Source organism: Pseudomonas sp. 30_B (assembly GCF_017491605.1).
Lineage (GTDB): Bacteria > Pseudomonadota > Gammaproteobacteria > Pseudomonadales > Pseudomonadaceae > Pseudomonas.
Window position 1 is genome coordinate 100,009 of record NZ_JAFGYY010000013.1, and the last position, 24,036, is coordinate 124,044.

Genomic DNA, 24,036 nt, shown 5'->3' on the forward strand with positions numbered 1-24,036 from the left:
TCTCATGAGCACGGAAAAAACCAAACTTGGCGTTCATTCTGAAGCTGGCAAACTACGCAAAGTGATGGTCTGCTCGCCTGGACTCGCCCACCAACGCCTGACCCCGAGCAACTGCGACGAGTTGCTGTTCGACGACGTAATCTGGGTAAACCAGGCCAAGCGCGACCACTTCGACTTCGTCACCAAGATGCGTGAACGCGGCATCGACGTCCTGGAAATGCACAACCTGCTGACCGAGACCGTCCAGAACCCCGAGGCCCTGAAGTGGATCCTCGACCGCAAGATCACCAACGACAGCGTTGGCCTGGGCCTGACCCAGGAACTGCGCGGCTGGCTGGAAAGCCTGGAGCCACGCAAGCTGGCCGAGTTCCTCATCGGCGGCGTGGCCGCTGACGACATCCCCGACAGCGAAGGCGCCAAGGCGCTGAAGATGTACCGCGACTACCTGGGCCACTCCAGCTTCCTGCTGCCGCCGCTGCCCAACACCCAGTTCACCCGCGACACCACCTGCTGGATCTACGGCGGCGTGACCCTGAACCCGATGTACTGGCCGGCGCGCCGTCAGGAAACCCTGCTGACCACCGCCATCTACAAGTTCCACCCGGAATTCGTTAACGCCGACTTCGAAGTCTGGTACGGCGATCCGGACAAGGACCACGGCATGTCCACCCTGGAAGGTGGCGACGTGATGCCGATCGGCAACGGCGTCGTCCTGATCGGCATGGGTGAGCGTTCTTCCCGCCAGGCCATCGGCCAGGTTGCCCAGGCGCTGTTCGCCAAGGGCGCTGCCGAGAAAGTCATCGTTGCCGGGCTGCCGAAGTCCCGCGCCGCGATGCACCTGGACACCGTCTTCACCTTCTGCGACCGCGACCTGGTCACCGTCTTCCCGGAAGTGGTGAAGGAGATCGTTCCCTTCGTCCTGCGTCCGGACGAGAAGAGCCCCTACGGCATCAACGTCCAGCGCGAAGACAAGGACTTCCTCACCGTCGTCGCCGAATCGCTGGGCCTGAAGAAGCTACGCGTCGTGGAAACCGGCGGCAACAGCTTCGCCGCCGAGCGCGAGCAGTGGGACGACGGCAACAACGTGGTCTGCCTGGAGCCGGGCGTAGTGGTCGGCTATGACCGCAACACCTACACCAACACCCTGCTGCGCAAGGCCGGTGTGGAAGTGGTCACCATCAGCGCCGGCGAACTGGGCCGGGGCCGTGGCGGCGGTCACTGCATGACCTGCCCGATCATCCGTGATCCGGTCGATTACTGATTCCAACAGAGCACACAAACCCTGCCAGGCGGCCCGAACAGGGCCGCCCGCCTCGCCAGCCACGAACCCACTGACGGGGCCGAGAATTCCATCCAAGGAGAAAGATCATGGCTTTCAACATGCACAACCGTAACCTGCTCAGCCTGATGCACCACAGCACCCGCGAGCTGCGCTATCTCCTCGACCTGTCCCGCGACCTAAAGCGCGCCAAGTACACCGGCACCGAGCAGCAACACCTCAAAGGCAACAACATCGCGCTGATCTTCGAGAAAACCTCGACCCGCACCCGTTGCGCCTTCGAAGTAGCCGCCTATGACCAGGGCGCCAACGTCACCTACATCGACCCGAACTCCTCGCAGATCGGCCACAAGGAGTCCATGAAGGACACCGCCCGCGTTCTCGGCCGCATGTACGACGCCATCGAATACCGTGGCTTCAAGCAGGAAATCGTCGAAGAACTGGCCAAGTACGCCGGCGTACCGGTATTCAACGGCCTGACCGACGAATACCACCCGACCCAGATGCTGGCCGACGTGCTGACCATGCGTGAGCACAGCGACAAGCCGCTGCACGACATCGCCTACGCCTACCTGGGCGACGCCCGCAACAACATGGGTAATTCCCTGCTGCTGATCGGCGCCAAGCTCGGCATGGACGTGCGCATCGCCGCACCGAAGGAACTCTGGCCGACCGAGGAACACGTCGCCGCCTGCAAGAAGTTCGCTGAAGAAAGCGGTGCCCGCATCACCATCACCGAAGACCCGAAAGTCGCGGTCAAGGGCGTGGACTTCATCCACACCGACGTGTGGGTATCCATGGGTGAGCCGGTCGAAGCCTGGGGCGAGCGCATCAAGGAACTGCTGCCCTACCAGGTCAACATGGACATGATGAAGGCCGCCGGCAACCCGCGCGTGAAGTTCATGCACTGCCTGCCCGCCTTCCACAACAGCGAGACCAAGGTCGGCAAACAGATCGCCGAGCAGTACCCGAACCTGAAGAACGGCATCGAAGTCACCGAAGACGTCTTCGAGTCCCCGTACAACATTGCCTTCGAGCAAGCGGAAAACCGCATGCACACCATCAAGGCAATCCTCGTTTCGACCCTCGCCGACATGTAATGCCGGGCCGTCCCCGGACCGCGACGCCGTCGCCGGTCCGGGGGCGTTTCCACTCTTTCGGAGGTAATGAATATGCGTATCGTCGTCGCATTGGGCGGCAACGCCCTGCTGCGTCGTGGCGAGCCCATGACTGCCGACAACCAGCGCGCCAACGTGAAGATCGCCGCCGAGCAGATCGCCAAGGTCGCTCCGGGCAACGAACTGGTGATCGCCCACGGCAACGGCCCGCAGGTTGGCCTTCTGGCCCTGCAGGGCGCGGCTTATGAAAAGGTTTCCCCGTACCCGCTGGACGTCCTGGGCGCCGAGACCGAAGGCATGATCGGCTACATGATCGAACAGGAAATGGGCAACCTGCTGCCGTTCGAAGTACCGTTCGCCACCATCCTCACCCAGGTCGAAGTCGACGCCAAGGACCCAGCCTTCCAGAACCCCACCAAGCCGATCGGCCCGGTCTACTCCAAGGAAGAGGCCGAAGCGCTGGCCAAGGAGAAAGGCTGGAGCATCGCGCCCGATGGCGACAAGTTCCGCCGCGTCGTGGCCAGCCCCCGTCCGAAGCGCATCTTCGAGATCCGCCCGGTCAAGTGGCTGCTGGAGAAAGGCACCATCGTCATCTGCGCAGGCGGTGGTGGTATCCCGACCATGTATGACGAGTCCGGCAAGAAGCTCTCCGGCGTCGAGGCTGTAATCGACAAGGACCTCTGCTCCTCGCTGCTGGCCCAGGAACTGTCGGCCGACATCCTGATCATCGCCACCGACGTGGACGCGGCCTACATCGACTGGGGCAAACCGACCCAGAAGGCCATCGCCCAGGCCCACCCGGACGAACTGGAACGCCTAGGCTTCGCCGCCGGCTCCATGGGTCCGAAGGTCATGGCGGCCATCGAGTTCGCCCGCGCTACCGGCAAGGACGCGGTGATCGGCTCGCTGGAAAACATCGTGGCCATCACCGAAGGCAAGTCCGGCACCCGCGTCAGCACCAGAAAGGCTGGCATCGAGTACCGCTGAGCAATACCCCGCAGTACCTCCGGGAGCCCGACGTGGCTCCCGGTTCTCCCTTCCTTCCCTCGTCCTCACTCTATCTGTACGGAAATTCGTCGACTTCTTCCGCCAAATCCTGGCGTTGGCGTGACTCGACGGTCATCATCCTCGTCAGCTAAAGCATTCGAATCACTCAAGCCACCGCTGGCTTTGTGCCACCGGGCCGCCCCGCCTTGGGCAATCACCGCCCGAACGCACAAGATGGACTTGCTGAAGGAGTTTCCGAGAGATGTCTCGACTACCGGTCATCGTTGGTTTTGGTGGGTATAACGCTGCGGGCCGCAGCTCGTTCCACCATGGGTTCCGCCGCACCGTCCTCGAATCCATGGAGAGCGCCGCTCGCCAGGAAACCCTCGCCGGCCTTGCGGTGATGATGAAGCTGGTGAAGTTCGATGCCGGTCAATACCGCGATGCCGAAGGCCAGGCACTGACCCTGGCCCAGATCGAACAGCGCTTCGGCGATCAGGTCCGCCAGTCCACCCTGATCCGCCGCATCGAACTGCAATACCTCGACGTCGATGCCGCCCACTGCCACAAGAGCATCACCCTCGGCGCCGCCGGCAGCCCGGTCACCTTCAGCACCCAGCGCAAGCAACTGCCCGAGCCGCTGCCGGCCAACTGGTCGGTGGAAGAACTCGAAGGCGGCGAAGTGCGTGTCACCCTGCACGACAACTGCGAATTCAAGGTCGACAGCTACCGCGCGCTGCCGGTGAAGTCCGCCGGCCAACTGCCCACCGGCTTCGAGCCGGGCGAGCTGTACAACTCGCGCTTCCACCCGCGCGGCCTGCAGATGTCCGTGGTTGCCGCCACCGACGCGGTGCGCTCGGTCGGCATCGATTGGCAGACCATCTGCGACCACGTGCAGCCCGACGAAATCGCCGTGTTCTCCAGCAGCATCATGAGCCAGCTGGACGAGAACGGTTACGGCGGCCTGCTGCAATCGCGCCTGCGCGGTCACCGCGTATCGGCCAAGCAACTGCCGCTGGGCTTCAACAGCATGCCCACCGACTTCATCAACGCCTACGTGCTGGGCAGCGTCGGCATGACCGGCAGCATCACCGGCGCCTGCGCCACCTTCCTCTATAACCTGCAGAAAGGCATCGACGTCATCACCACCGGCCAGGCCCGCGTGGCCATCGTCGGCAACGCCGAGGCGCCGATCACCTCCGAGATCATCGAGGGCTACGCCGCCATGAGTGCGCTGGCCACCGAGGAAGGCCTGCGCAACATCGATGGCCGCGACGATGTCGACTTCCGCCGCGCCAGCCGCCCGTTCGGCGAAAACTGCGGCTTCACCCTGGCCGAGTCCGCCCAGTACGTGGTGCTGATGGACGACGCCCTGGCCCTGGAGCTGGGCGCCGAGATCCACGGCTCGGTGCCGGACGTGTTCATCAACGCCGACGGCTTCAAGAAGTCCATCTCCGCGCCCGGCCCGGGCAACTACCTGACCATGGCCAAGGCCGTGGCCGCCGCCGCGCAGATCGTCGGCCCGGACAGCGTGCGCAAGCACAGCTTCGTCCATGCCCACGGCTCCAGCACCCCGGCCAACCGCGTCACCGAATCGGAAATCCTCGACCGCGTCGCCACTGCGTTCGGCATCAGCGAGTGGCCGGTCACCGCGGTGAAGGCCTTCGTCGGCCACTCCCTGGCCACCGCCAGCGCCGACCAGCTGATCTCCGCCCTGGGCACCTTCCGCTACGGCGTGATCCCGGGCATCAAGACCGTGGAAAAGTTCGCCGACGACGTGTTCAAGGACCACATCGCCCTGTCCAACACCGATGTCCGCCGCGACGACCTGGAAGTCTGCTTCATCAACTCCAAGGGTTTTGGCGGCAACAACGCCACCGGCGTGCTGCTGTCCCCGGCCGTCACCGAGAAGATGCTGCGCAAGCGCCACGGCGATGCCGCCTTCGACGCCTACCAGACCCGCCGCGAAGCCACCCGCGCCGCCGCCCGCCAGTACGACGAGGCCGTGACCCAGGGCCGCTTCGACATCATCTACAACTTCGGCAACGACATGATCGACGAGCAGGCCATCGAGATCAGCGAAAAGGGTGTCCAGGTGCCGGGCTTCAACCAGGCCATCACCTACAAGAAGGACGAACGCTTCAGCGACATGCTCGACTGATCGCCGCCGCCCCAGGAAAAAGCCGGGCAGATGCCCGGCTTTTTCATGTCTGCGGAGGGCTAGCCGTAGGAGCGCGCCATGCGCGCGATCGCGGGCATGGCCCGCTCCTACACGGAAAACTCAACGGCTGCGTAGGAGCGGATTTATCCGCGATGGCCAACCACCGCGTCGGGGTCCCGGGTCAATATGTCCCCTGCCCCACGCCCAGCTCGAGAATGCTCGCCTTGAGGTTCTCGAAGTCGTACTCCGACAGCCCCACGTAATCCAGCACCTTGGCGCGAATACTCTCCCACTCGTGGTCTTCCGGCTGGTTGCCCAGTACACGGTGCGAGCCGCAGATGTGCTCGGCCATCTTGAGGATCGCCAGCAGATTCTTCAGCTGCGTATCGCGGGCGCTGTCGTCGCTGAAGATCGACAGCGCATTGTGATGGTTGGCGATGGCCTCACAGACGTGCTCCGGCAGGCGCCAGGAGCGCGCGGTGAAGTAGCCGACCACCGCATGGTTGGTGTTCAGCACGCGGTTCTCGGTGTCCACCACCCGGCGCTCGTCACTGGCGCTGGCATAGGCCTCCTCCAGTACCGCCATGTAGTGCGGGAAGCGCTTGAGCATCAGCGGAATGCCGCAGTTGTGGAACAGCCCCAGCGCATAGGCCTCGTCCACCGACTCGTAGCCGATGCGCTTGGCCAGGTTCAGGCAGCTCATGGCCACGTCCTGCGCGGTGTCCCAGAAGCGGTTGAGGGTGACGATGGTGTCGTCGCTCATCTCGCCCTTGATCGACTGCGCATTGATCAGGTTGATCACCGAGCGGCTGCCCAGCAGGTTCACCGCGCGCTGGATCGAGGTGATGCGGTTGGCCAGCCCGAAGAACGGCGAGTTCACCAGCTTCAGCAAGGCACCGGACAGCCCCGGGTCCTGGCTGATCAGCCTGGCGATCGCCTTCAGGTCCGGGTTGGGCATGAACTGCTCCATCTGCAGGTCAACCATGATCTGCGGCTGTGGCGGCACACTGATGCCCTGAAGGGCCTGGCGGATCTGTTCGGCGGAAAGTTCCTGGGACATGGGTAGCCGTGCTGAAGGTTGACGGGGCGCACAGTTTACCCAGAGCGCGACCTTCTGGAACCGGCGTTTTAGACTGAACTTTCATCGGCGGCAGTGTCGGAACCTTTACACCCAAAAGGACGAAACGGGAGATTCGCCATGAGCCAGACCCTGAACGGCAAGACTGTCGCCATCCTGGTTACCGACGGCTTCGAGCAGGTGGAGCTGACCGGCCCGCGCAATGCCCTGGAACAGGCCGGGGCCAAGGTTCGCATTCTTTCCGACAACAAAGACGAGGTCCGTGGCTGGAACCATGACAAGCCCGGCGACAGCTTCAAGGTCGATGGCACCTTCGAGACGGCGCACATCGACGAATACGACGCCGTGCTGCTGCCCGGCGGCGTGATCAATTCCGACCAGATCCGCAGCCTGCCCAAGGCCCAGGAACTGGTGCGGCGCGCCGATGACGCCGGCAAGCCCATCGCGGTGATCTGCCATGGCGCCTGGCTGCTGGTCTCCGCCGGCCTGGTCAAGGGCCGCACCCTGACCAGCTGGAACTCCCTCAAGGACGACATCAGCAACGCCGGCGGCCATTGGGTGGACCGTCCGGTGGTGAAGGACGGCCTCCTCATCAGCAGCCGCAAGCCCGACGACATCCCCGTCTTCAGCAAGCAGCTGATCGAAACCCTCGCCGCCTGACCGCCCCAGTCGACCAAAAGCGCACGCGCCCCGCTCCGGCGGCGCGTGCCGCTGCGCTATAATCGCGCTCTTTTGCCGGAGCCTTTCCCCATGACCCTGCCCAGCCTGCGTCTGAAAGCCAACGCCGAGCGCCGCCTGCGCGCCGGCCACCTGTGGGTCTACAGCAATGAGGTGGACGTTGCCGCCACCCCGCTGAACGGTTTTGGCGCCGGCGAGCAGGCCATCCTCGAAATGGCCAACGGCAAGCCGCTGGGCATCGTGGCGATGAGCCCGAACAACCTCATCTGCGCCCGCCTGATTTCCCGCGATACCAAGCACGTTCTCGACAAATCCCTGCTGGTTCACCGCCTGAACGTTGCCCTGAGCCTGCGTGACCGTTTGTTCGACAAGCCTTTCTACCGCCTGGTCTACGGCGACTCCGACCTGCTGCCGGGCCTGGTAGTGGACCGTTTCGGCGACGTGCTGGTGGTCCAGCTCGCCTCGGCGACCATGGAAAAGCACCGCGACGACGTGCTCGCCGCCCTGCTGCAGGTACTCAAGCCCAGCGCCGTGCTGTGGAAGAACGACTCCAGCGCCCGTGATGCCGAAGGCCTGGAGCGCTACGTGGCCAACGCCTACGGCGAAGTCCCTGAATGGGTCGCCCTGGAAGAGAACGGCGTGAAGTTCGAGGCCCCGGTGCTGGCCGGCCAGAAGACCGGCTGGTTCTACGACCACCGCATGAACCGTGCTCGCCTGCAGCCCTATGTGCAGGGCAAGCGCGTGCTCGACCTGTTCAGCTACATCGGTGGCTGGGGCATCCAGGCCGCGGCCTTCGGCGCCAGCGACGTCATGTGCGTCGACGCCTCCGGCTTCGCCCTGGACGGCGTGGAGCGCAACGCCGCGCTGAACGGCGTGGCCGACAAGGTCGCCTGCGTCGAAGGTGACGTGTTCGAAGCCCTGCGCGAGCTGAAGGCCGCCGACGAGCGCTTCGACGTGATCGTTGCCGACCCGCCCGCCTTCATCAAGCGCAAGAAGGACCTGAAGAACGGCGAGGCCGCCTATCGCCGCCTCAACGAACAGGCCATGCGCCTGCTGTCCAAGGACGGCATCCTGGTCAGCGCCTCCTGCTCCATGCACCTGCCCGAGGACGACCTGCAGGACATCCTGCTGGGCAGCGCCCGCCACCTGGACCGCAACATCCAGCTGCTGGAGCGCGGCGGCCAGGGCCCGGACCACCCGGTGCACCCGGCGATCCACGAGACCCGCTACATCAAGAGCCTGACCGTGCGCCTGCTGCCCAACGGCTAAGACCCGGGCATTTTGGCGAACGATAACGGGGCGCTTCCTGCCGGGAAGCGCCCCGTTTTCATTTCATCGCATCCGCCCTCTCGGGACCCGAAAATGTGGCAACCCAGGTTCAGGCAGCGCCATTCGTGGCAAAAGTGCGGGCCGCTGCCGACCGCCAGCCTTTCCCTGGCGGCAAGGGCCGGCGTAGAATCCGGGCATTCCTGCCATTTATCCCCCGGCGGGCCTGTGAGCCCCGGCCGAGCAGGCGGTGACCCCGCCACGCCCCGCGCCGACCTCGCCCATGCAAGGCCATCTGCTGTTTGCATCCGGTGCGTACCGCGCTCACGATACGAAATCAGAGTCCGCTCAAGGTCTCGCCGGCCAGCCCTACCCGCTGTACGCCGCCGCACGAAAGACCCGGAACGGCTCCCACCGTGACCTGATGCGCAGGAACCCGTCATGCCCGATTACCGTTCTAAAACCTCCACCCACGGCCGCAACATGGCCGGCGCCCGCGCCCTCTGGCGCGCCACCGGGATGAAGGACGAAGACTTCAAGAAGCCGATCATCGCCATCGCCAACTCCTTCACCCAGTTCGTGCCCGGCCACGTGCACCTGAAGGACCTGGGCCAGCTGGTCGCCCGCGAGATCGAAAAACACGGCGGCGTGGCCAAGGAATTCAACACCATCGCCGTGGACGACGGCATTGCCATGGGCCATGACGGCATGCTCTATTCCCTGCCGTCGCGCGAGATCATCGCCGACTCCGTCGAATACATGGTCAACGCCCACTGCGCCGACGCCATCGTCTGCATCTCCAACTGCGACAAGATCACCCCCGGCATGCTGATGGCCGCCCTGCGCCTGAACATTCCGGTGGTCTTCGTCTCCGGCGGCCCGATGGAAGCCGGCAAGACCAAGCTGGCCAACCACGGCCTGGACCTGGTGGACGCCATGGTTGCCGCCGCCGACGACTCCTGCTCCGACGAGAAAGTCGCCGAGTACGAGCGCAGCGCCTGCCCCACCTGCGGTTCCTGCTCCGGCATGTTCACCGCAAACTCGATGAACTGCCTGACCGAAGCCCTGGGCCTGTCCCTGCCGGGCAACGGTTCGACCCTGGCCACCCACTCTGACCGCGAGCAGCTGTTCCTGCGCGCCGGCCGCCTGGCCGTCGAACTCTGCCAGCGCTACTACGGCGAAGGCGACGAGTCCGTGCTGCCGCGCAACGTCGCCAGCTTCAAGGCGTTCGAGAACGCCATGACCCTCGACATCGCCATGGGCGGTTCGACCAACACCATCCTGCACCTGCTGGCCGCCGCCCAGGAAGCCGAGATCGCCTTCGACCTGCGCGACATCGATCGCCTGTCGCGCAAGGTGCCGCAGCTGTGCAAGGTCGCGCCGAACATCCAGAAGTACCACATGGAAGACGTGCACCGCGCCGGCGGCATCTTCTCCATCCTCGGCGAGCTGGCCCGTGGCGGTCTGCTGCACACCGACGTGCCGACCGTGCACAGCCCGAGCATGGCCGACGCCATCGCCCAGTGGGACATCACCCAGACCCAGGACGAGAAGGTCCACACCTTCTTCAAGGCCGGCCCCGCCGGCATCCCGACCCAGGTTGCGTTCAGCCAGAGCACCCGCTGGCCGACCCTGGACGATGACCGCGCCGAAGGCTGCATTCGCAGCGTCGAGCACGCCTACTCCAAGGAAGGCGGCCTGGCCGTGCTGTACGGCAACATCGCCCTGGACGGTTGCGTGGTGAAGACCGCCGGCGTGGACGAATCCATCCACGTGTTCGAAGGCCGCGCGAAGATCTTCGAGAGCCAGGACGGTGCCGTGAAGGGCATCCTCGCCGACGAAGTGAAGCCGGGCGACATCGTGATCATCCGCTACGAAGGTCCGAAAGGCGGCCCGGGCATGCAGGAAATGCTGTACCCGACCAGCTACCTGAAATCCAAGGGCCTGGGCAAGGCCTGCGCCCTGCTCACCGACGGCCGCTTCTCCGGCGGTACCTCGGGCCTGTCCATCGGCCACGCCTCGCCGGAAGCCGCCGCGGGCGGCGCCATCGGCCTGGTGCAGGACGGCGACAAGGTGCTGATCGACATCCCCAACCGCAGCATCAACCTGCTGGTGAGCGATGAAGAACTGGCCGCCCGCCGCGTCGAGCAGGACAAGAAGGGCTGGAAGCCAGCCCAGCCGCGCGCTCGCAAGGTGAGCACCGCGCTGAAAGCCTACGCCCTGCTGGCCACCAGCGCCGACAAGGGTGCGGTGCGCGACAAGTCTCTGCTGGAAGGCTGAGCCTTGCAGCGGTAAGAAAAAGCCCGGCGAATGCCGGGCTTTTTTGTTTCGGTTACGGTGCATCTCGTTGCAATGATCCGCTTTTCGTAGGACCGAGGGGGACGCCCAGTCCTTGCTCGCGAACCGGCCCAGCTCCGGTGCAGTCGGGAATTCCGTTCGCGAGCAAGCTCGCTCCTACAGGTTCATGCGACTCCGCAGCCAAGTGGTAGGGCGGACTAACCAGGTCTTATGACTCGTCTTTGGAAATCGGACAATCACCGGAGCCCGGCTTGAGCCCACGGCTCGCATTGCAGATCGTGCCGCTTTCCTTCCACACGATATTCCCCAGCTTGTCGTCCTTCTTCGGCGTCAACTCAATGGTCAGCGGATCTCCGTCGGCATTGGTCGCGCCGGTAGTCGCCTTGATGACGCCGTTCTCCACCGAATACTCGCCGGTGATGTTCGCCGTCGCCGCGACCTCTTCGGGAATCCCGTAGGCGCCCGCCTTGCATTCGCTAATTTTCGCCTCGGCAAGACAGAGACTGACTGCCGTCTTCACCCCGGACAACTCGGTCTTTGCCGCCGCAGCCCGCGAACGCGAGGAATAATCCGAATACAGGGGAAGCGAAACCGAAGCCAGAATGCCGATGATCGCCACGACGATCATCAGTTCGATCAGGGTGAATCCGCGCTGCACGTTGCTCATCATCAATTCCTTATGTTGGATGGTGTCCGGAGCCACCGATGGCACCGGATGCAGTGCAGTGAAGTCGCGTAAACCAAGTTCTACATTCAGACGTTTCCTCATAACCATCTGAATTTCAGTCCTTTTTTACGCAAACCAGGCCTACAGCCAGTCCTGTCCTACAGGACAGGTTCTTACTTCCTCTCCGCCCACTCGTCCTTCGTTGCCTCATGGCACTGTGCGATCCCGGCGCAGGCCAGTAAAATCGCGCTCTTTTTTTCCCGGACCGCCCCCATGAGCTCCTTCGAGAACCCGTCCGCCGCCAAGGATCAGCCCGATCTGGTCTACGGCCTGGAAGACCGCCCCGCCCTGCCGATCGCCCTGCTCGCCGCGCTGCAGCACCTGCTGGCGATCATCGTGCCCATCGTCACCCCCGGCCTGCTGATCTGCCAGGCGCTGGGCGTGTCGCCGCGCGACACCAACCTGATCGTGTCGATGTCGCTGGTGATCTCCGGCATCGCCACCTTCGTCCAGTGCAAGCGCTTCGGGCCGTTCGGCGCGGGGCTGCTGATCGTCCAAGGCACCAGCTTCAACTTCGTCGGCCCGCTGATCGCCGGCGGTGCGCTGATGGTGAAGAACGGCACCCCGGTGGAAGCGGTGATGGCCGCCATCTTCGGCGTGGTCATGGCCGGCTCCTTCGTGGAGATGGGCGTGTCGCGCATCCTGCCCTTCGTGAAGCGCCTGATCACCCCGCTGGTCACCGGTATCGTGGTGCTGATGATCGGCCTCACCCTGATCAAGGTCGGTCTGATCAGCATGGGCGGCGGCTTCTCGGCCATGGGTAACGGCACCTTCGCCAACGGCGAGAACCTGATGCTGTCGGGCCTGGTGCTGGCGATCATCGTCATCCTCAACCGCATTCCGGTGGTGTGGATGCGTAGCGGCGCCATCATCATCGCTCTCGCCGTGGGCTACGCGCTGGCCGGCTACCTGGGCCGCCTGGACTTCACCGGCATGCACGAGGCGCCGGCCTTCCAGGTCCCGGTGCCGCTGCACTTCGGCCTGGGCTTCTCCTGGAGCCTGTTCATCCCGATGCTGGTGATCTACCTGGTGACCTCGCTGGAAGCCATCGGTGACGTCACCGCCACCAGCAAGATCTCCAGGCAGCCGGTGGAAGGCCCGCTGTGGATGCAGCGCATCAAGGGCGGCGTGCTGGTGAATGGCGCCAACTCGCTGCTGGCCGGCCTGTTCAACACCTTCCCCAGCTCGGTGTTCGCGCAGAACAACGGCGTGATCCAGCTGACCGGCGTCGCCAGCCGCCACGTCGGCCTGTGGATCGCCGCGATGCTCGTCGTGCTGGGCCTGTTCCCCAGCGTCGCCGGGGTGATCCAGGCCGTGCCCGAGCCGGTGCTCGGCGGCGCGGTGATGGTGATGTTCGGCGCGGTCGCCGCCTCCGGCATCAATATCCTCGCCGGCACCCACCTGGACCGCCGTGCGCTGCTGATCATCGCCGTCAGCCTGGCGCTGGGCCTGGGCATCTCTCAGGTGCCCGAGTTCCTCGCGCACATGCCCCACGCGATCCGCAACGTGCTGGAATCCGGCGTGGCGACCGGCGGCATCTGCGCGCTGCTGCTCAACTGGTTCCTGCCCGAATCCGACGCCGCCAAGGCCTCGCACAACGGCTGATCCCGCCACGACGCCACCTTCGGGTGGCGTCGTCGTTTATGCTCCCTGGCATGACCACTTCCCTGCGCATCGGCGTCATCGCCGACACCCACGGCCTGCTGCGTCCTGAAGCGCTGGCGGCGCTGAAAGGCTGCGACCATATCCTGCATCTGGGCGATATCGGCCCCGAATCCCTCCTCGATCAGCTGCGTGCGCTGGCGCCGCTGGACGTGGTGCGCGGCAACAACGACACCGGAGACTGGGCGGACGCGCTGCCGGACACGCTGCTGCTGGAGCTGGGCGGGCTGCGGCTTTACCTGATCCATGACCTCAAGCAGTTGGCCGTCGATCCCCGCGCAGAGGGCTTCGACGTGGTACTGGCGGGGCATTCGCACAAGCCGCTGAACGAGGTGCGCGATGGGGTGCTGTACCTGAACCCGGGAAGCGCCGGACCGAGGCGGTTCAAGTTGCCGATTGCGTTGGCGATCCTGGCTCTGACTGACGGGAAGGCTGAGGTGGAGATGATCTCGCTGGCCTGAGCACCGACGATGCGATGGCACGACCCTGTAGGAGCGCGCCATGCGCGCGATCGCGGGCATGGCCCGCTCCTACGGGTGTATTAGGGCTCCAGCAACTGCGTGGACAACTGCGCCACCGCCTCCTGCCGCTCGCTCTTCTCGCTCCGCCGGCCGCCATTGAGGCTGGACCACTCCGGATGCGCCCGCGCCTTGCGCAACGCCTCGGGCAGCTTGCCCTCGCGCCACTGCTCGTCCTCGGGCGATTGCAGCTGGATCGCCTCCACCGCCGCATGCCCGCGCGCCTGCAAGGCTGCCAGCAACTGGCGCTGCCTCAGCGCGAGCAGGCGCAGCACGCTGTCATCCACGGACAGCTCGCGGCTGCCCTTGAGCTTGCCCAGCAGGCGCTGGCCATAATGTCCGACCGTCTGCCAGGCGCCGCCGGCGATGGCGCCCAGCGCAGTGGCCGCGCCAAGCGTCAGGCCGCCCACCAGCAGATCGATCCCCGCCCCAGCCGCCGCGCCGGCCGCGACGCCGCCACCGAGGCGGATGCCCAATTGGCGCAGGGTTTCCGGGTTGAACAGGTCGTCGCCCCAGCGCCCGTCCAGCAGCGGCAGGTCCGCCGCGCGGGCGTCGTCCTTGCGGAAGGCATAGAGGCTGAGCAGCGCCTTCACACAGGTGTCTTCGCGCTTGCGCACCTGGTTGCGCAGCGTCTCGGTAGCCGCGCGCACGGCGGCGTCGCCGGCGGGCACCAGCTGGCGGCAGGCGGCAACATCCACCAGCAATTCGGCGATCAATCGCGCACCGGCTTCGCGGCGAGCGATGGTCTGCGCTTCATGATCGGCCACCAGCCGATCCAGCTGCGGGCGCGCGCGCTCCAGCAGCAGTGCCAGGCTTTCATATAACCGGCGCTCGCCATCCAGCGGCGGCGCCACGCTGTCGAAACGCACCAGAGCATGCAGGCCGAGACGGGACAGCGCCTCGCGCCATTGCTCCTCGCGGTGCTGCGGGCTGGCGACGAAATTCAGCACCGGCAGCAGTGGCCGGGCGCAGGCGGCGAGCACCGCCAGTTCGTCGCGATACTTGGCCAGCACCGGTTCGCGGGCGTCGATCACGTAGAGGCCGGCGTCGGAGGCGAGCAACTGGCGCAGCACCTTGGCCTCCTGTTCGAAGCGGCCACGGGCCTCGCTGCCGTCGAGGAAGCGGCGCAGCTTTTCCGGTCCGTCCAGGCGCTCGCCGGGGCGCTCCAGACCGTCGAGGAAGTCACGCAGGGCGATGGCGTCTTCCAGGCCGGGCGTGTCGTACAGCTCCAGCAGCGGCTCGCCGTCCACCGACAGCCGCGCGCCTTCCACATGCCGCGTGGTACTGGGGCGGTGGGACACTTCGCCGAAGCCCACGTCGCGGGTCAGGGTGCGCAGCAGGGAGGTCTTGCCGACGTTGGTGTGGCCGACCACGGCCAGTTTCAGCGCATCAGTCATGCCCGGTCTCCAGCCAGCCCAGCGGCGATGCCGAGGTGTGCGGCAGTTGCAGGCGTTCGATGGAGGCGTGCCAGTCGCCCAGGCGCTCGGCGTCCAGCGCTTCGCCCGTCGGCGCCTGGAGCAGCCAGACGCGGCTGGCGGCGGCGCAGCGCGAGAGCTCGGCGATCAACGCCAGGGTGCCGCGATCCGGCGAGCGGCGCGGGTCGCAGGCGATCACCAGGCGTGCCGGCGGGTAGCGGGTGAGTTGTTCCAGCAGGCGGCGGCGCTGGGCGCCGTCGTCGAGGTCGCCGGCATTGGCGATGCCTTCCGGCAGCCTCGGAGGCCAGTTGGGCCGGTCCAGCAGTTCGATAGACACCAGTACGGCGCCGTCGGCGGTGCTCGCGGGAGCCTGCGCCTGCGGTTCGACCAGTTCGTCCGGTGCGGCATCGCTGACACCCAGGCGCTCGCTGGCCGGCATCAGGCGCTCGCGCAGCAGGGCGTAGCCGGGCAGCGAGACATCCAGCGCCAGCTGCGCGCGCCCGCGCTTCCAGCGCCACAGGCAGAGCAGCCAGAGCGCGCCGCGCAGCAGCACGCCGTACACCAGCAGGATGCCCACCAGCCAGCCGGCCCAGGCGTGGCGCGCGTTCTCGCTGGCCACCAGGGCATCGCCGCTGGCGCGCACCAGTTCCGAGTCCGGCTGCGGGAAGCCGAGCAGCGACGGCAGCGCGCCAAGGCCTTGGGTCAGGGCGATGAAGGTATCGCCGCCGAGGATGGTGGTCTCCCAGACGAAGCCGTAACGCCGCGTCGCCAGCAGCGCCAGCATCACGCCCAGCGCGCTGGTCAGCGCCACCAGCCACAGACCGTGGACCAGCAGGCCGAGCGCCCAGCGCGTGAGCTTCTGGCGGTCCAGCAGCACCAGCAGGGCGGGCGCCAGTTGCGCGGCCTGGGCATCGCGGGCGAGCTTGCCGCTCAGCCATAGCCACAGGCGGCCGAGTGCGCCGGCCGCCTCGCCGCTGGCGAAGAAGGCCAGAATCCAGCCGATCAGGGTAATCAGGTGCAGGCCCAGCAGGCTGGCCAGGGCCCAGAACACGTTGACCGGGCGCAGGCCGTCGCCGAGGGCGGCAAAGGCCAGGCCGCCGCCGGTGAACAGGGCCAGCGCCAGCAGGACATACAGCGCCAGGCGCGAGCCTTGCACCCAGGTGCGCAGCGCGGCGCGCTGGCCGTCACGCCCGGCGAGCAGCAGCGCGCGGTGTTGCAGGCGCCGCGCAAGGTCGCCACCCGCAACGATGGCGCGGCGGTTGGCTTCGCTGTCTTCCAGGGGACCGACCTGTTCCTCGCGCAGGCGTACGGCCTCGCACAGCCACAGGGATTGGAGGGCGGACTCGCTCACGGGGTCTCCGACAATCGGTACTGAGAGCAAAGCATAACCGCTGCTCGCCCTCGCGTCCGCCAGGACCGCCGGTAACACCTTCTGCGGTCAACCAAACCAAGGAAGGGCTCACGGCGCTCGTCTGCGGCCTCAGACTCGCCCGACAGCAACCTGCCTACAACAACAAGAACGAGGCCTCGCCATGCTGCGCTCGATGCTCAGTGCCTTGCCCCTGCTGCTGGCCGCCGCCACCGCGGTTGCCGTGGAAACACCGCCGGTGCGCCCCTCCGACTGGGGCCCGGACACCCCGTTGATGCAGGCGGTGCCGCCGCGCGTGCTGGACGCCAACGTCAGCGCCCGGCAGTCCGACAGCAATACCTCGCAACTGTGGATCAGCCATACCGACTTCCGCCTGCACGACGATATCGGCTTCTTCATCCGCAGGATGCTGATCCAGATGAGCCCGGTGGCGGGCAGCGGCACGCCGCTGATGCTGGATGATCCGAAGTCCATGGTCGCGCACATCCAGGCCGGGGACATTTTCGTCGCCGACGCGACCCTCGCCACGCTGCTCAACGAGGAGCTGCGCAACGCCAACGCCCCGGTGCGCAACCTCAGGCTCAGCACCCGCGCCGACGGCCAGGAAGTCCACGGCGAACTGCTGCGCAAGGGCCGCTGGCGGCCGCTGCGGATGGTCACCGGGATCGAGCAGGCCGGGCCGCTGAAGGTGGCGCTGGTGCCGCAGCGCATCTTCGTCGACGGGGTGGACGTCACCCCCTCGCTGGCAGCCGCGTCCATCGAGATGTCCGAGGTGCTGCAACTGCACACCGCGCACATGCAGCTGATCGGCAACCGCATCCTGGTCGACCTCGACGGCCTGTTCCCGCCGCCGCGCCTGGACTTCACCGTGCGCCGCCTGAAGCTCGCCGACGGCGGCATGGACCTGCTGCTGGGCGGCGACCTGGCCGAGCTGAAATGGCCGCAGCTGAAGGCCCCGCAGAGCTACATGTTCATCGAGGGCGGCGACATCAAGATGGCGCGGACCATCCTGGTGAAGGCCTACGCGCTGTTCACCAGCCTGAGCCCCGACGCGCCGCTGCTGTTCAACCTCTACGACTACCGCCGCCAGCTGCAGTACGGCGAAATCCGCCTGCGCGAGGACGGCATGGTGCACATCGCCGTCTCACCCGTAAAAGCGCCGGCCCCGGAGGAGAAAGCCCTATGAGAACCCTCCTTGCCGCCCTGCTCTGCCTCGCGCTGGCCGGCCAGGCCGCCGCCGAAAGCGCCATCGACAGGCAGCAGCGCGAACTGGGCGTGCTGCGCCAGGGCTGGTTCCAGCAGACGCCGCCGGCGCCGGATTTCAAGGCGACCCGCCCCGGCGGCCTGCGCGACTCCGGCCAGGACGGCGTGGGCATCCTGCTGAACAACGTGGACATGTACTTCCAGGGCGGCGTCGGCTTCCACAGCCCGCAGCTCAAGGGCTGGCTGGTGCCGCTCAAGGCCGGGGAGCCGGTGGACTTCGACCGCCCGCAGGACATGCGCATCGAGGTCTCCGAGGGCGAGGTGATCCTCAACCCCGAGCAGCTTGCCAACCTGTTCAACCAGCACATCCTCGCCTACCCGGAAACCATGCTGCGCAACTTCAGCCTGAGCGTGGAAGGCGACCGCCTGCTGGTCTCCGGCGAAGTACAGCCGCTGGGCGTCGGCCCCTGGCTGCCGCTGCGACTGTCCGGCACGGTGACACTCAATGGCGACAACATCGACTACCAACCCGACAGCGTGAAGGTGCTCGGCGTGCCCAGCTACGGCGCCATGAGCCTGGTGGGCCTGCGCCTGGACTCGCTGGTGACCCTGAACCGCCCCGGCGCGGTGCTGCAGGACAACGTGATGCACCTGAACTACCACCAGGTCTTCCCGCTGGTGGGCATCGGCGGACGGGTGGAGTCCAGCTGGCTGGACACCCAGGGCCTGCACCTGAAGTTCGCGCCGAAGCCAGGTGCCGCCGCGCTGGCCTTCGAGCCGCCGCGCCAGGCCGGGCAGTCCTATATCTGGCTGCAGTCGGGCGACCTGAAGATCTTCGAGATCCTCATCACCTATGCCCAGGTGCTGCTCAAGGCCGAGCGGCCGGACCAGACCCTGGCCTTCAACCTCAAGGACTATCGCAAGGTGCTGGCCACGGGCATCACCCAGGTCAACGAGGACGGCACCTTCTTCATGCGCGTACCACCGCCCGGTCCCACCGGGGAGGTGCGACTGGTATCCTCTGGCAACGGGAGTTCCCGCTGATGTTCACCACTGGAGTCACGATGTCCGAAGTCCTGCCCCTGGCGATGATCGCCGCCCTTGCCGAGAACCGCGTGATCGGCGTCGACAATCGCCTGCCCTGGCACCTGCCGCAGGATCTCAAGCACTTCAAGGCCATGACCCTGGGCAAGCCGGTGATCATGGGCCGCAAGACCTGGGACTCCCTCGGCCGCCCACTGCCGGGCCGGCTGAACATCGTGGTCACCCGCCAGCAGGGCCTCAAGCTCGAAGGTGCGGAAGTCTTCACCAGCCTCGATGCCGCGCTGGAGCGCGCCGCCGAGTGGGCGAAGGAAGAGGAAGCCGAGGAACTGATGCTGATCGGCGGCGCGCAGCTCTATAGCGAAGCGCTGGAACGCGCCGGGCGGCTGTACCTGACTCGCGTAGGGCTGAGTCCGGCGGGCGATGCACATTTCCCGGCGGTGGATGAAAAGCGCTGGCGCCTGGCGTCGAGCATCGAGCATGAGGCGGATGGCGAAACGCCGGCTTATGCGTTTGAGGTTTGGGAGCGGACCTGATAGCCCTGCGCATTCAAAGCCCCTCACCCCAACCCTCTCCCAAGGGGAGAGGGGCCGTACGTGCCGAGATAGATTCTGCTCTCCCTGACTCACCGGCTGATGCTGGACTCCCAGAGCGCTCGGGTCAGTCCCCTCTCCCTCAGGAGCGGGGCGCGCAGCCAGGGTTAGGGTGAGGGAACGACATGGGCACACCGGTGGGCAGCGCGCCACGCAAAAACAGAAACGCGCCCGAAGGCGCGTTTCATCTGGCTCAGAAGCGATCGCGAATGATCGTCTCTTCCAGCGGCAGGCGGCCGATGCGCGGCTTGGCTTCCACTGCCTGCTTGCCCACGGCGATCATCAGGCCAATCACGTGGTTGTCCGGCAGGTTGATCAGCTTGCCCACAGCATCGAAGTCGAAGCCGACCATCGGCACGCTGTCCAGGCCACGGCCTCGGGCGGCGAGCATCAGGGTCTGGGCCACCAGGCCGCAGCTGCGCATGGCTTCGTCGCGCTGGGTCTGCGGCTTGTCGCGGTAGTAGCCGTCGATGGCGCCGACCATGTAGTTCTTCACTTCAGCCGGGGCGCCGTCCCACACGCGCTGGGCATCCTGCTCCCAGCTGTCGACCCGGGCGCAGACCACCACCAGCATCGAGGCTTCGGTCATCTGCACCTGGTTCCAGCCGGCTTCGCGAATCTGCGCGCGCAGCTGCGGGTCGCTGACTTCCACCAGACGCACGTGCTGCAGGTTGAAGGAAGTGGGGGCGAGCAGCGCCTGTTGCAGCAGTTCGTCCTTCTCCTCACGGCTCATTACGTAGGAGGTGTCGAAGCCACGGATGGAACGGCGGCTGCGGATGGCGTCATCGATATGCATGGAAATTCCTCTGGCCTGCATGTTTGCGAATGGCGCGCATGGTAATCCGTGCGGGAGCCGAGTTGCAGAGCGGCGTATCGATAATGTCTATCCGATGTCTCGATGGGACAGCGCAGCCCCCACCGTGATAGCGGGGGCCCGGCGGAGGAATCAGCCCTCCAGCGCTTCCACCGGCGCCGCCGTGGCCTGGCGCTGTCTGGGCGAGGTGAAGGCCAGGTAACCGTCCTCGACCTTGCCGAAGCGCAGCAGGGCGAGGTCCAGCGCGTAGTTCTGGTAGAGCTTCCACGGCGTGCGGTCGCCCTGCTTGGGCATGCGGTCGGCGGCGCGCTGGATGTAGCCGGAGTTGAGGTTGAGGAAGGGTTCTTCCTTCACCTGCCCGGCGGTCTGGCGCGGCGTGCACTGGCGCATGCCGATGGCGTCGAGGTGGTTGATCAGGCGGCAGAAGTATTCGCTGGAAAGGTCGGCCTTGAGCGTCCAGCTGGCGTTGGTGTAGCCAACGATGGCGGCCAGGTTCGGCAAGTCGCGCAACATGATGCCGCGGTAACCCATGCTCTGGGTGACGTCGAAGGGCTTGCCGTCGATGGCCAGTTCCGCGCCGCCGAACATCACCAGGTCCAGTCCGGTGGCGGTAACGATCACGTCCGCCTCCAGCACCTGCCCGGATTTCAACAGGATGCCTTTCTCGGTGAAGCGCTCGATGTGGTCGGTGACCACCGAGGCGCGGCCCTGGCGCAGCGCCTTGAACAGGTCGCCGTCGGGCACGCAGCACACGCGCTCGTCCCACGGCTTGTAGCGCGGGCTGAAGTGGCGCATGTCGAAATCCTTGCCCAGCTGCAGGTTGGCCAGCTTGAGCATGAGCTTGCGCACCAGACCGGGGAACGCCTTGGAGGCCATGAAGAAGATCATCTGCATGGTCACGTTGCGCGCACGCGCCTGGCGGTACACCCACTTCTCCGGCAGGAAGTTGCGCAGGAAGTTGGAGATCGGGTCCTTCGCCGGCAGGGTGATCACGTAGGACGGCGAACGCTGCAGCATGGTGACGTGGGCGGCCTTGTCGGTCAGCGAGGGAATCAGCGTGACCGCGGTGGCGCCGCTGCCGATCACCACGATGCGCTTGCCGCTGTAGTCGAGGCTCGAAGGCCACAGCTGCGGGTGGATGACCTGCCCGGCGAAGCTCTCGCGCCCGGCGAAGTCCGGGGTGTAGCCGGCGTCGTAGCGGTAGTAGCCGGTGCACATGAAGAGGAACTGCGCACTCATGCGCACCGGCTCTTCCTCGTCGCCGCGCTGCACGGTGAGGTTCCAGCGCGCTGCGTTGCTGTCCCAGTCGGCCTTGAGCACCCGGTGACGGTAGCGGACCTTGTCCTCGACGCGATACTCGCGGGCGGTTTCGCGGATGTAGTTGAGGATCGACGGACCATCGGCGATGGCCTTGGGATCGGTCCAGGGTTTGAAGTTGTAGCCCAGGGTGTACATGTCCGAGTCGGAGCGGATGCCCGGGTAGCGGAACAGGTCCCAGGTGCCGCCCATGGCCTCGCGGCCTTCGAGGATGGCGTAGGTCTTGCCGGGGCACTGCTTCTGCAGGTGGCAGGCGGCGCCGATGCCGGACAGGCCGGCGCCGATGATCAGTACATCCAAGTGCTCGACGGACATGCGGGGTTCCTCTTGCGACGCCCTGGTGAGTCTAGGCAGGAATGCCTCTCCACACCCTACAAGGGAGCCCGGCGGCGCCACGCCGACCTTTAGTCGTGCGCGGCGCCTGCGCGGTTACAGCTGCGCTTGCACCCAGTCGCGCACCCTGGCGCAGGGGTAGTCCTCCAGCGTCGCGTAACCGGGCAGCGTGCGCGCCCGCATGCGGGTGAAGGCCGGCACGCTGATGCCGCAGAGAAAGCGCGTGATGCAGTCGGCGCTTGGCGTTGCACCACGGGCGCTGCGGTATTTCTCCAGGAAAGCGGCGCAGCGGTTGTGCAGCGACTGGCCGTCCAGCGGCGGCAGCGCGGGCGGCTCCGGCAGATGGGCGACGTGGCCGGCGCACACCGAGCAGTGTCCGCAATGCCGGGGTGCCTGCTGGTCGCCAAAGTAATGCGCCAGGCGCCAGCTCAGGCAATCCTCGCTGGCCAGCAGCTCGAGCATGGCGCCGATGCGCGCGATCTCGCTCTCCTCGTGGCGCTTGAAGTAGCGGTGCAACTCGTCGCTCAACTTATCCACAGCGAAGGACGCATCGAGCACCGAGTAGACCTCGGTCATCTGCTTGCTTTCCAGCTCCACCCAGCCGCGTTCCTGGAAGTAGTCCAGCGCCTTCACCACCCGTGCGCGCTCGGCGCTGTGGCGGCTGTAGAGGGTATCGAAGTCCAGGGTCGCCCAGGTCCGCGCGCGGGCCGAGGTGGTGAGGATGGCCTCGACGAACTGTCGCCGCTCGCCCTCGAAATGACCGAGCAGCGCAGCGGAATCGATGAGCAGTTTGTAGCGATATTCGGCGAAATAGGCGAAACGCGGCGCGATGATGCCGCGCAGCTCCAGCTGCACCAGCAGCGTCTTGAGCGGCAGCTGGCGGATATTGGACTGGTCCGACAGCGGCACCAGCATGGTTTCCCACTGGCCGCCCCCCTGATCGCCAGCCGCTTGGCGGATTTCCTCCAGCACAGTGCGGATGCCCTCGCGCTCGGGCGTGTCGCCGTAGACGAAGTTCTCCAGCACGTTGAGGCTGTCGCGGTTGGCCAGCACAAGGCATTCCGAACGCTGGCCGTCGCGCCCGGCGCGGCCGATCTCCTGGCTGTAGTTCTCCAGCGACTTGGGCAGGTCGTAGTGCACCACCTGGCGGATATCGCTCTTGTCGATGCCCATGCCGAAGGCGATGGTGGCGACGATGCAGTTCAGCGCGCCCTCCATGAAGCGGCGCTGGATGCCTTCGCGTTCCGGGTGTTCCATCCCGGCGTGGTAGGCGCAGGCGGGAATGCCACGCTCGGCCAGGTGCGCGGCGACCTCCTCGGCGGTCTTCTGCTGGGTGACGTAGACAATGGCCGGCTGCCCGGAGCGCTCGCGCAGCCATTGCACCAGGCGTGCACGGCGGGCGGCGCTGGAAATCGGTTCCACCTGCAGATCGAGGTTGGCACGGTAGAAGCCGGTGGTGACCACATCGGATTCGGCGATGGCGAACTTGGCGCGCATGTCGGCGATCACCGCTGGCGTCGCCGTCGCGGTCAGCAGCAGCACCTGAGGGATGCGGAACTGCTTCTGGTAGTCCGGCAACTTCAGGTAGTCAGGGCGGAAGTTGTGGCCCCATTCGGAGATGCAGTGCGCTTCGTCCACCACCAGCAGGGAAATCGGCACCTCGCTGATGAAGTTACGGAAGCGCTCGTTCTTCAGGCGCTCCACCGAGATCATCAGCACCTTCAGCTCGCCGCTGCGCGCGCGGGCCATGGTCTGCGCGGTCTGCTCGCGGCTCTGCGCCGAGTCGATGCTGGCGGCGGCGATGCCATGGCGGGTGAGGAAGGCGAGCTGGTCCTGCATCAGCGCCAGCAGCGGCGACACCACCAGCGTCAGGTGCGGCAGCAGCAGCGCCGGCAGCTGGTAGCACAGCGACTTGCCCGAGCCGGTGGGGAAGATCGCCGCCGCCGAGCGCCCGGCCAGCACGGCGCTGACCGCGGCCTCCTGGCCGGGGCGGAACTGGCGGAAGCCGAAGACGCGTTCGAGGGTGTCGTGCATGGGGAGTACTCCTTTACTAGGCAATCCACCCAGCCTAGAAAGCGTCATTGTAGGAGCGAGCTTGCTCGCGAACCGGAGCTGGGCTGTTCGCGAGCAAGCTCGCTCCTACGAAGAGCCCAATGGCGTAGGACCATTCCGAGGCGCC

Annotated in this window: 19 protein-coding genes; 12 read left to right on the forward strand and 7 right to left on the reverse strand. The window is 66.1% G+C overall.

Annotation, left to right across the window (positions count from 1 at the left end):
• Positions 1-4: 4 nt before the first annotated feature.
• The 4 genes from arcA to J5M67_RS16080 all read left to right on the forward strand — a co-directional run bounded on the left by arcA (position 5) and on the right by J5M67_RS16080 (position 5,545).
• Positions 5-1,261, forward strand: coding sequence for an arginine deiminase (gene arcA / locus J5M67_RS16065; protein WP_207886337.1), 1,257 nt, complete (start codon positions 5-7; stop codon positions 1,259-1,261).
• A 107-nt stretch (positions 1,262-1,368) separates the two neighbouring features.
• Positions 1,369-2,379: an ornithine carbamoyltransferase gene (locus J5M67_RS16070; protein ID WP_207886338.1), complete on the forward strand. Its 1,011-nt coding sequence runs from the start codon at positions 1,369-1,371 to the stop codon at positions 2,377-2,379.
• 72 nt (positions 2,380-2,451) lie between these two features.
• Positions 2,452-3,384 carry a carbamate kinase gene (gene arcC / locus J5M67_RS16075; RefSeq protein ID WP_207886339.1) on the forward strand — a complete coding sequence of 311 codons (933 nt, stop codon included), beginning with the start codon at positions 2,452-2,454 and terminating at the stop codon, positions 3,382-3,384.
• A gap of 262 nt (positions 3,385-3,646) precedes the next feature.
• The gene (locus tag J5M67_RS16080) at positions 3,647-5,545 is read left to right on the forward strand and encodes a beta-ketoacyl synthase (RefSeq protein ID WP_207886340.1); all 1,899 of its coding nucleotides are present in this window, start codon (positions 3,647-3,649) and stop codon (positions 5,543-5,545) included.
• A gap of 181 nt (positions 5,546-5,726) precedes the next feature.
• Here J5M67_RS16080 and J5M67_RS16085 read toward each other — a convergent pair whose 3' ends face one another.
• The gene (locus J5M67_RS16085) at positions 5,727-6,551 is read right to left on the reverse strand and encodes an HDOD domain-containing protein (protein ID WP_207886412.1); all 825 of its coding nucleotides are present in this window, start codon (positions 6,549-6,551) and stop codon (positions 5,727-5,729) included.
• 192 nt (positions 6,552-6,743) lie between these two features.
• On the opposite strand from J5M67_RS16085, the gene J5M67_RS16090 reads away from it, so the two are divergent.
• The 3 genes from J5M67_RS16090 (at position 6,744) to ilvD (ending at position 10,847) form a co-directional block, all read left to right on the forward strand.
• Positions 6,744-7,283, forward strand: coding sequence for a type 1 glutamine amidotransferase domain-containing protein (locus J5M67_RS16090; protein WP_207886341.1), 540 nt, complete (start codon positions 6,744-6,746; stop codon positions 7,281-7,283).
• A gap of 90 nt (positions 7,284-7,373) precedes the next feature.
• Positions 7,374-8,570 carry a class I SAM-dependent rRNA methyltransferase gene (locus J5M67_RS16095; protein WP_207886342.1) on the forward strand — a complete coding sequence of 399 codons (1,197 nt, stop codon included), beginning with the start codon at positions 7,374-7,376 and terminating at the stop codon, positions 8,568-8,570.
• A gap of 438 nt (positions 8,571-9,008) precedes the next feature.
• Positions 9,009-10,847 carry a dihydroxy-acid dehydratase gene (gene ilvD / locus J5M67_RS16100; protein ID WP_207886343.1) on the forward strand — a complete coding sequence of 613 codons (1,839 nt, stop codon included), beginning with the start codon at positions 9,009-9,011 and terminating at the stop codon, positions 10,845-10,847.
• 226 nt (positions 10,848-11,073) lie between these two features.
• On the opposite strand, the gene J5M67_RS16105 is transcribed toward ilvD, so the two are convergent.
• Positions 11,074-11,532, reverse strand: coding sequence for a prepilin-type N-terminal cleavage/methylation domain-containing protein (locus J5M67_RS16105; protein ID WP_207886344.1), 459 nt, complete (start codon positions 11,530-11,532; stop codon positions 11,074-11,076).
• Between the two features lie 273 nt (positions 11,533-11,805).
• Between J5M67_RS16105 and J5M67_RS16110 the strand changes: the two genes are divergently transcribed.
• Positions 11,806-13,197 (forward strand): nucleobase:cation symporter-2 family protein, encoded by a 1,392-nt coding sequence (locus tag J5M67_RS16110; protein ID WP_207886345.1) that lies wholly within the window; start codon positions 11,806-11,808, stop codon positions 13,195-13,197.
• Between the two features lie 50 nt (positions 13,198-13,247).
• Complete coding sequence (locus tag J5M67_RS16115; protein WP_207886346.1) at positions 13,248-13,715, forward strand: metallophosphoesterase family protein; 468 nt, start codon at positions 13,248-13,250, stop codon at positions 13,713-13,715.
• A gap of 80 nt (positions 13,716-13,795) precedes the next feature.
• Here the strand turns inward: J5M67_RS16115 and J5M67_RS16120 are convergent, their stop codons facing one another.
• On the reverse strand, positions 13,796-15,169 hold the full coding sequence (locus J5M67_RS16120; RefSeq protein ID WP_207886347.1) for a GTPase/DUF3482 domain-containing protein: 1,374 nt from the start codon (positions 15,167-15,169) through the stop codon (positions 13,796-13,798).
• Positions 15,162-16,538 (reverse strand): DUF2868 domain-containing protein, encoded by a 1,377-nt coding sequence (locus J5M67_RS16125; RefSeq protein WP_207886348.1) that lies wholly within the window; start codon positions 16,536-16,538, stop codon positions 15,162-15,164. The genes J5M67_RS16120 and J5M67_RS16125 overlap by 8 nt, the downstream gene beginning before the upstream one ends.
• Before the next feature lie 181 nt (positions 16,539-16,719).
• Here J5M67_RS16125 and J5M67_RS16130 point away from each other — a divergent pair, with 181 nt between their 5' ends.
• Genes J5M67_RS16130 through J5M67_RS16140 form a run of 3 tightly spaced genes read left to right on the forward strand, consistent with a single transcriptional unit; the run spans position 16,720 to position 19,336 of the window.
• Positions 16,720-17,742, forward strand: a complete 1,023-nt coding sequence (locus J5M67_RS16130) for a hypothetical protein (RefSeq protein ID WP_207886349.1) — start codon at positions 16,720-16,722, stop codon at positions 17,740-17,742.
• Positions 17,739-18,803, forward strand: a complete 1,065-nt coding sequence (locus J5M67_RS16135) for a hypothetical protein (RefSeq protein WP_207886350.1) — start codon at positions 17,739-17,741, stop codon at positions 18,801-18,803. Before J5M67_RS16130 ends, J5M67_RS16135 begins: the two co-directional genes overlap by 4 nt.
• Before the next feature lie 20 nt (positions 18,804-18,823).
• Positions 18,824-19,336: a dihydrofolate reductase gene (locus tag J5M67_RS16140; RefSeq protein ID WP_207886351.1), complete on the forward strand. Its 513-nt coding sequence runs from the start codon at positions 18,824-18,826 to the stop codon at positions 19,334-19,336.
• Between the two features lie 250 nt (positions 19,337-19,586).
• On the opposite strand, the gene J5M67_RS16145 is transcribed toward J5M67_RS16140, so the two are convergent.
• From J5M67_RS16145 to J5M67_RS16155, 3 genes are all read right to left on the reverse strand, one after another.
• The gene (locus tag J5M67_RS16145; RefSeq protein WP_207886352.1) at positions 19,587-20,189 is read right to left on the reverse strand and encodes a nitroreductase family protein; all 603 of its coding nucleotides are present in this window, start codon (positions 20,187-20,189) and stop codon (positions 19,587-19,589) included.
• Between the two features lie 150 nt (positions 20,190-20,339).
• Positions 20,340-21,839 (reverse strand): NAD(P)/FAD-dependent oxidoreductase, encoded by a 1,500-nt coding sequence (locus J5M67_RS16150; RefSeq protein WP_207886353.1) that lies wholly within the window; start codon positions 21,837-21,839, stop codon positions 20,340-20,342.
• Positions 21,840-21,953: 114 nt separating this feature from the next.
• The gene (locus tag J5M67_RS16155; protein ID WP_207886354.1) at positions 21,954-23,891 is read right to left on the reverse strand and encodes an ATP-dependent DNA helicase RecQ; all 1,938 of its coding nucleotides are present in this window, start codon (positions 23,889-23,891) and stop codon (positions 21,954-21,956) included.
• Positions 23,892-24,036 lie beyond the last annotated feature (145 nt).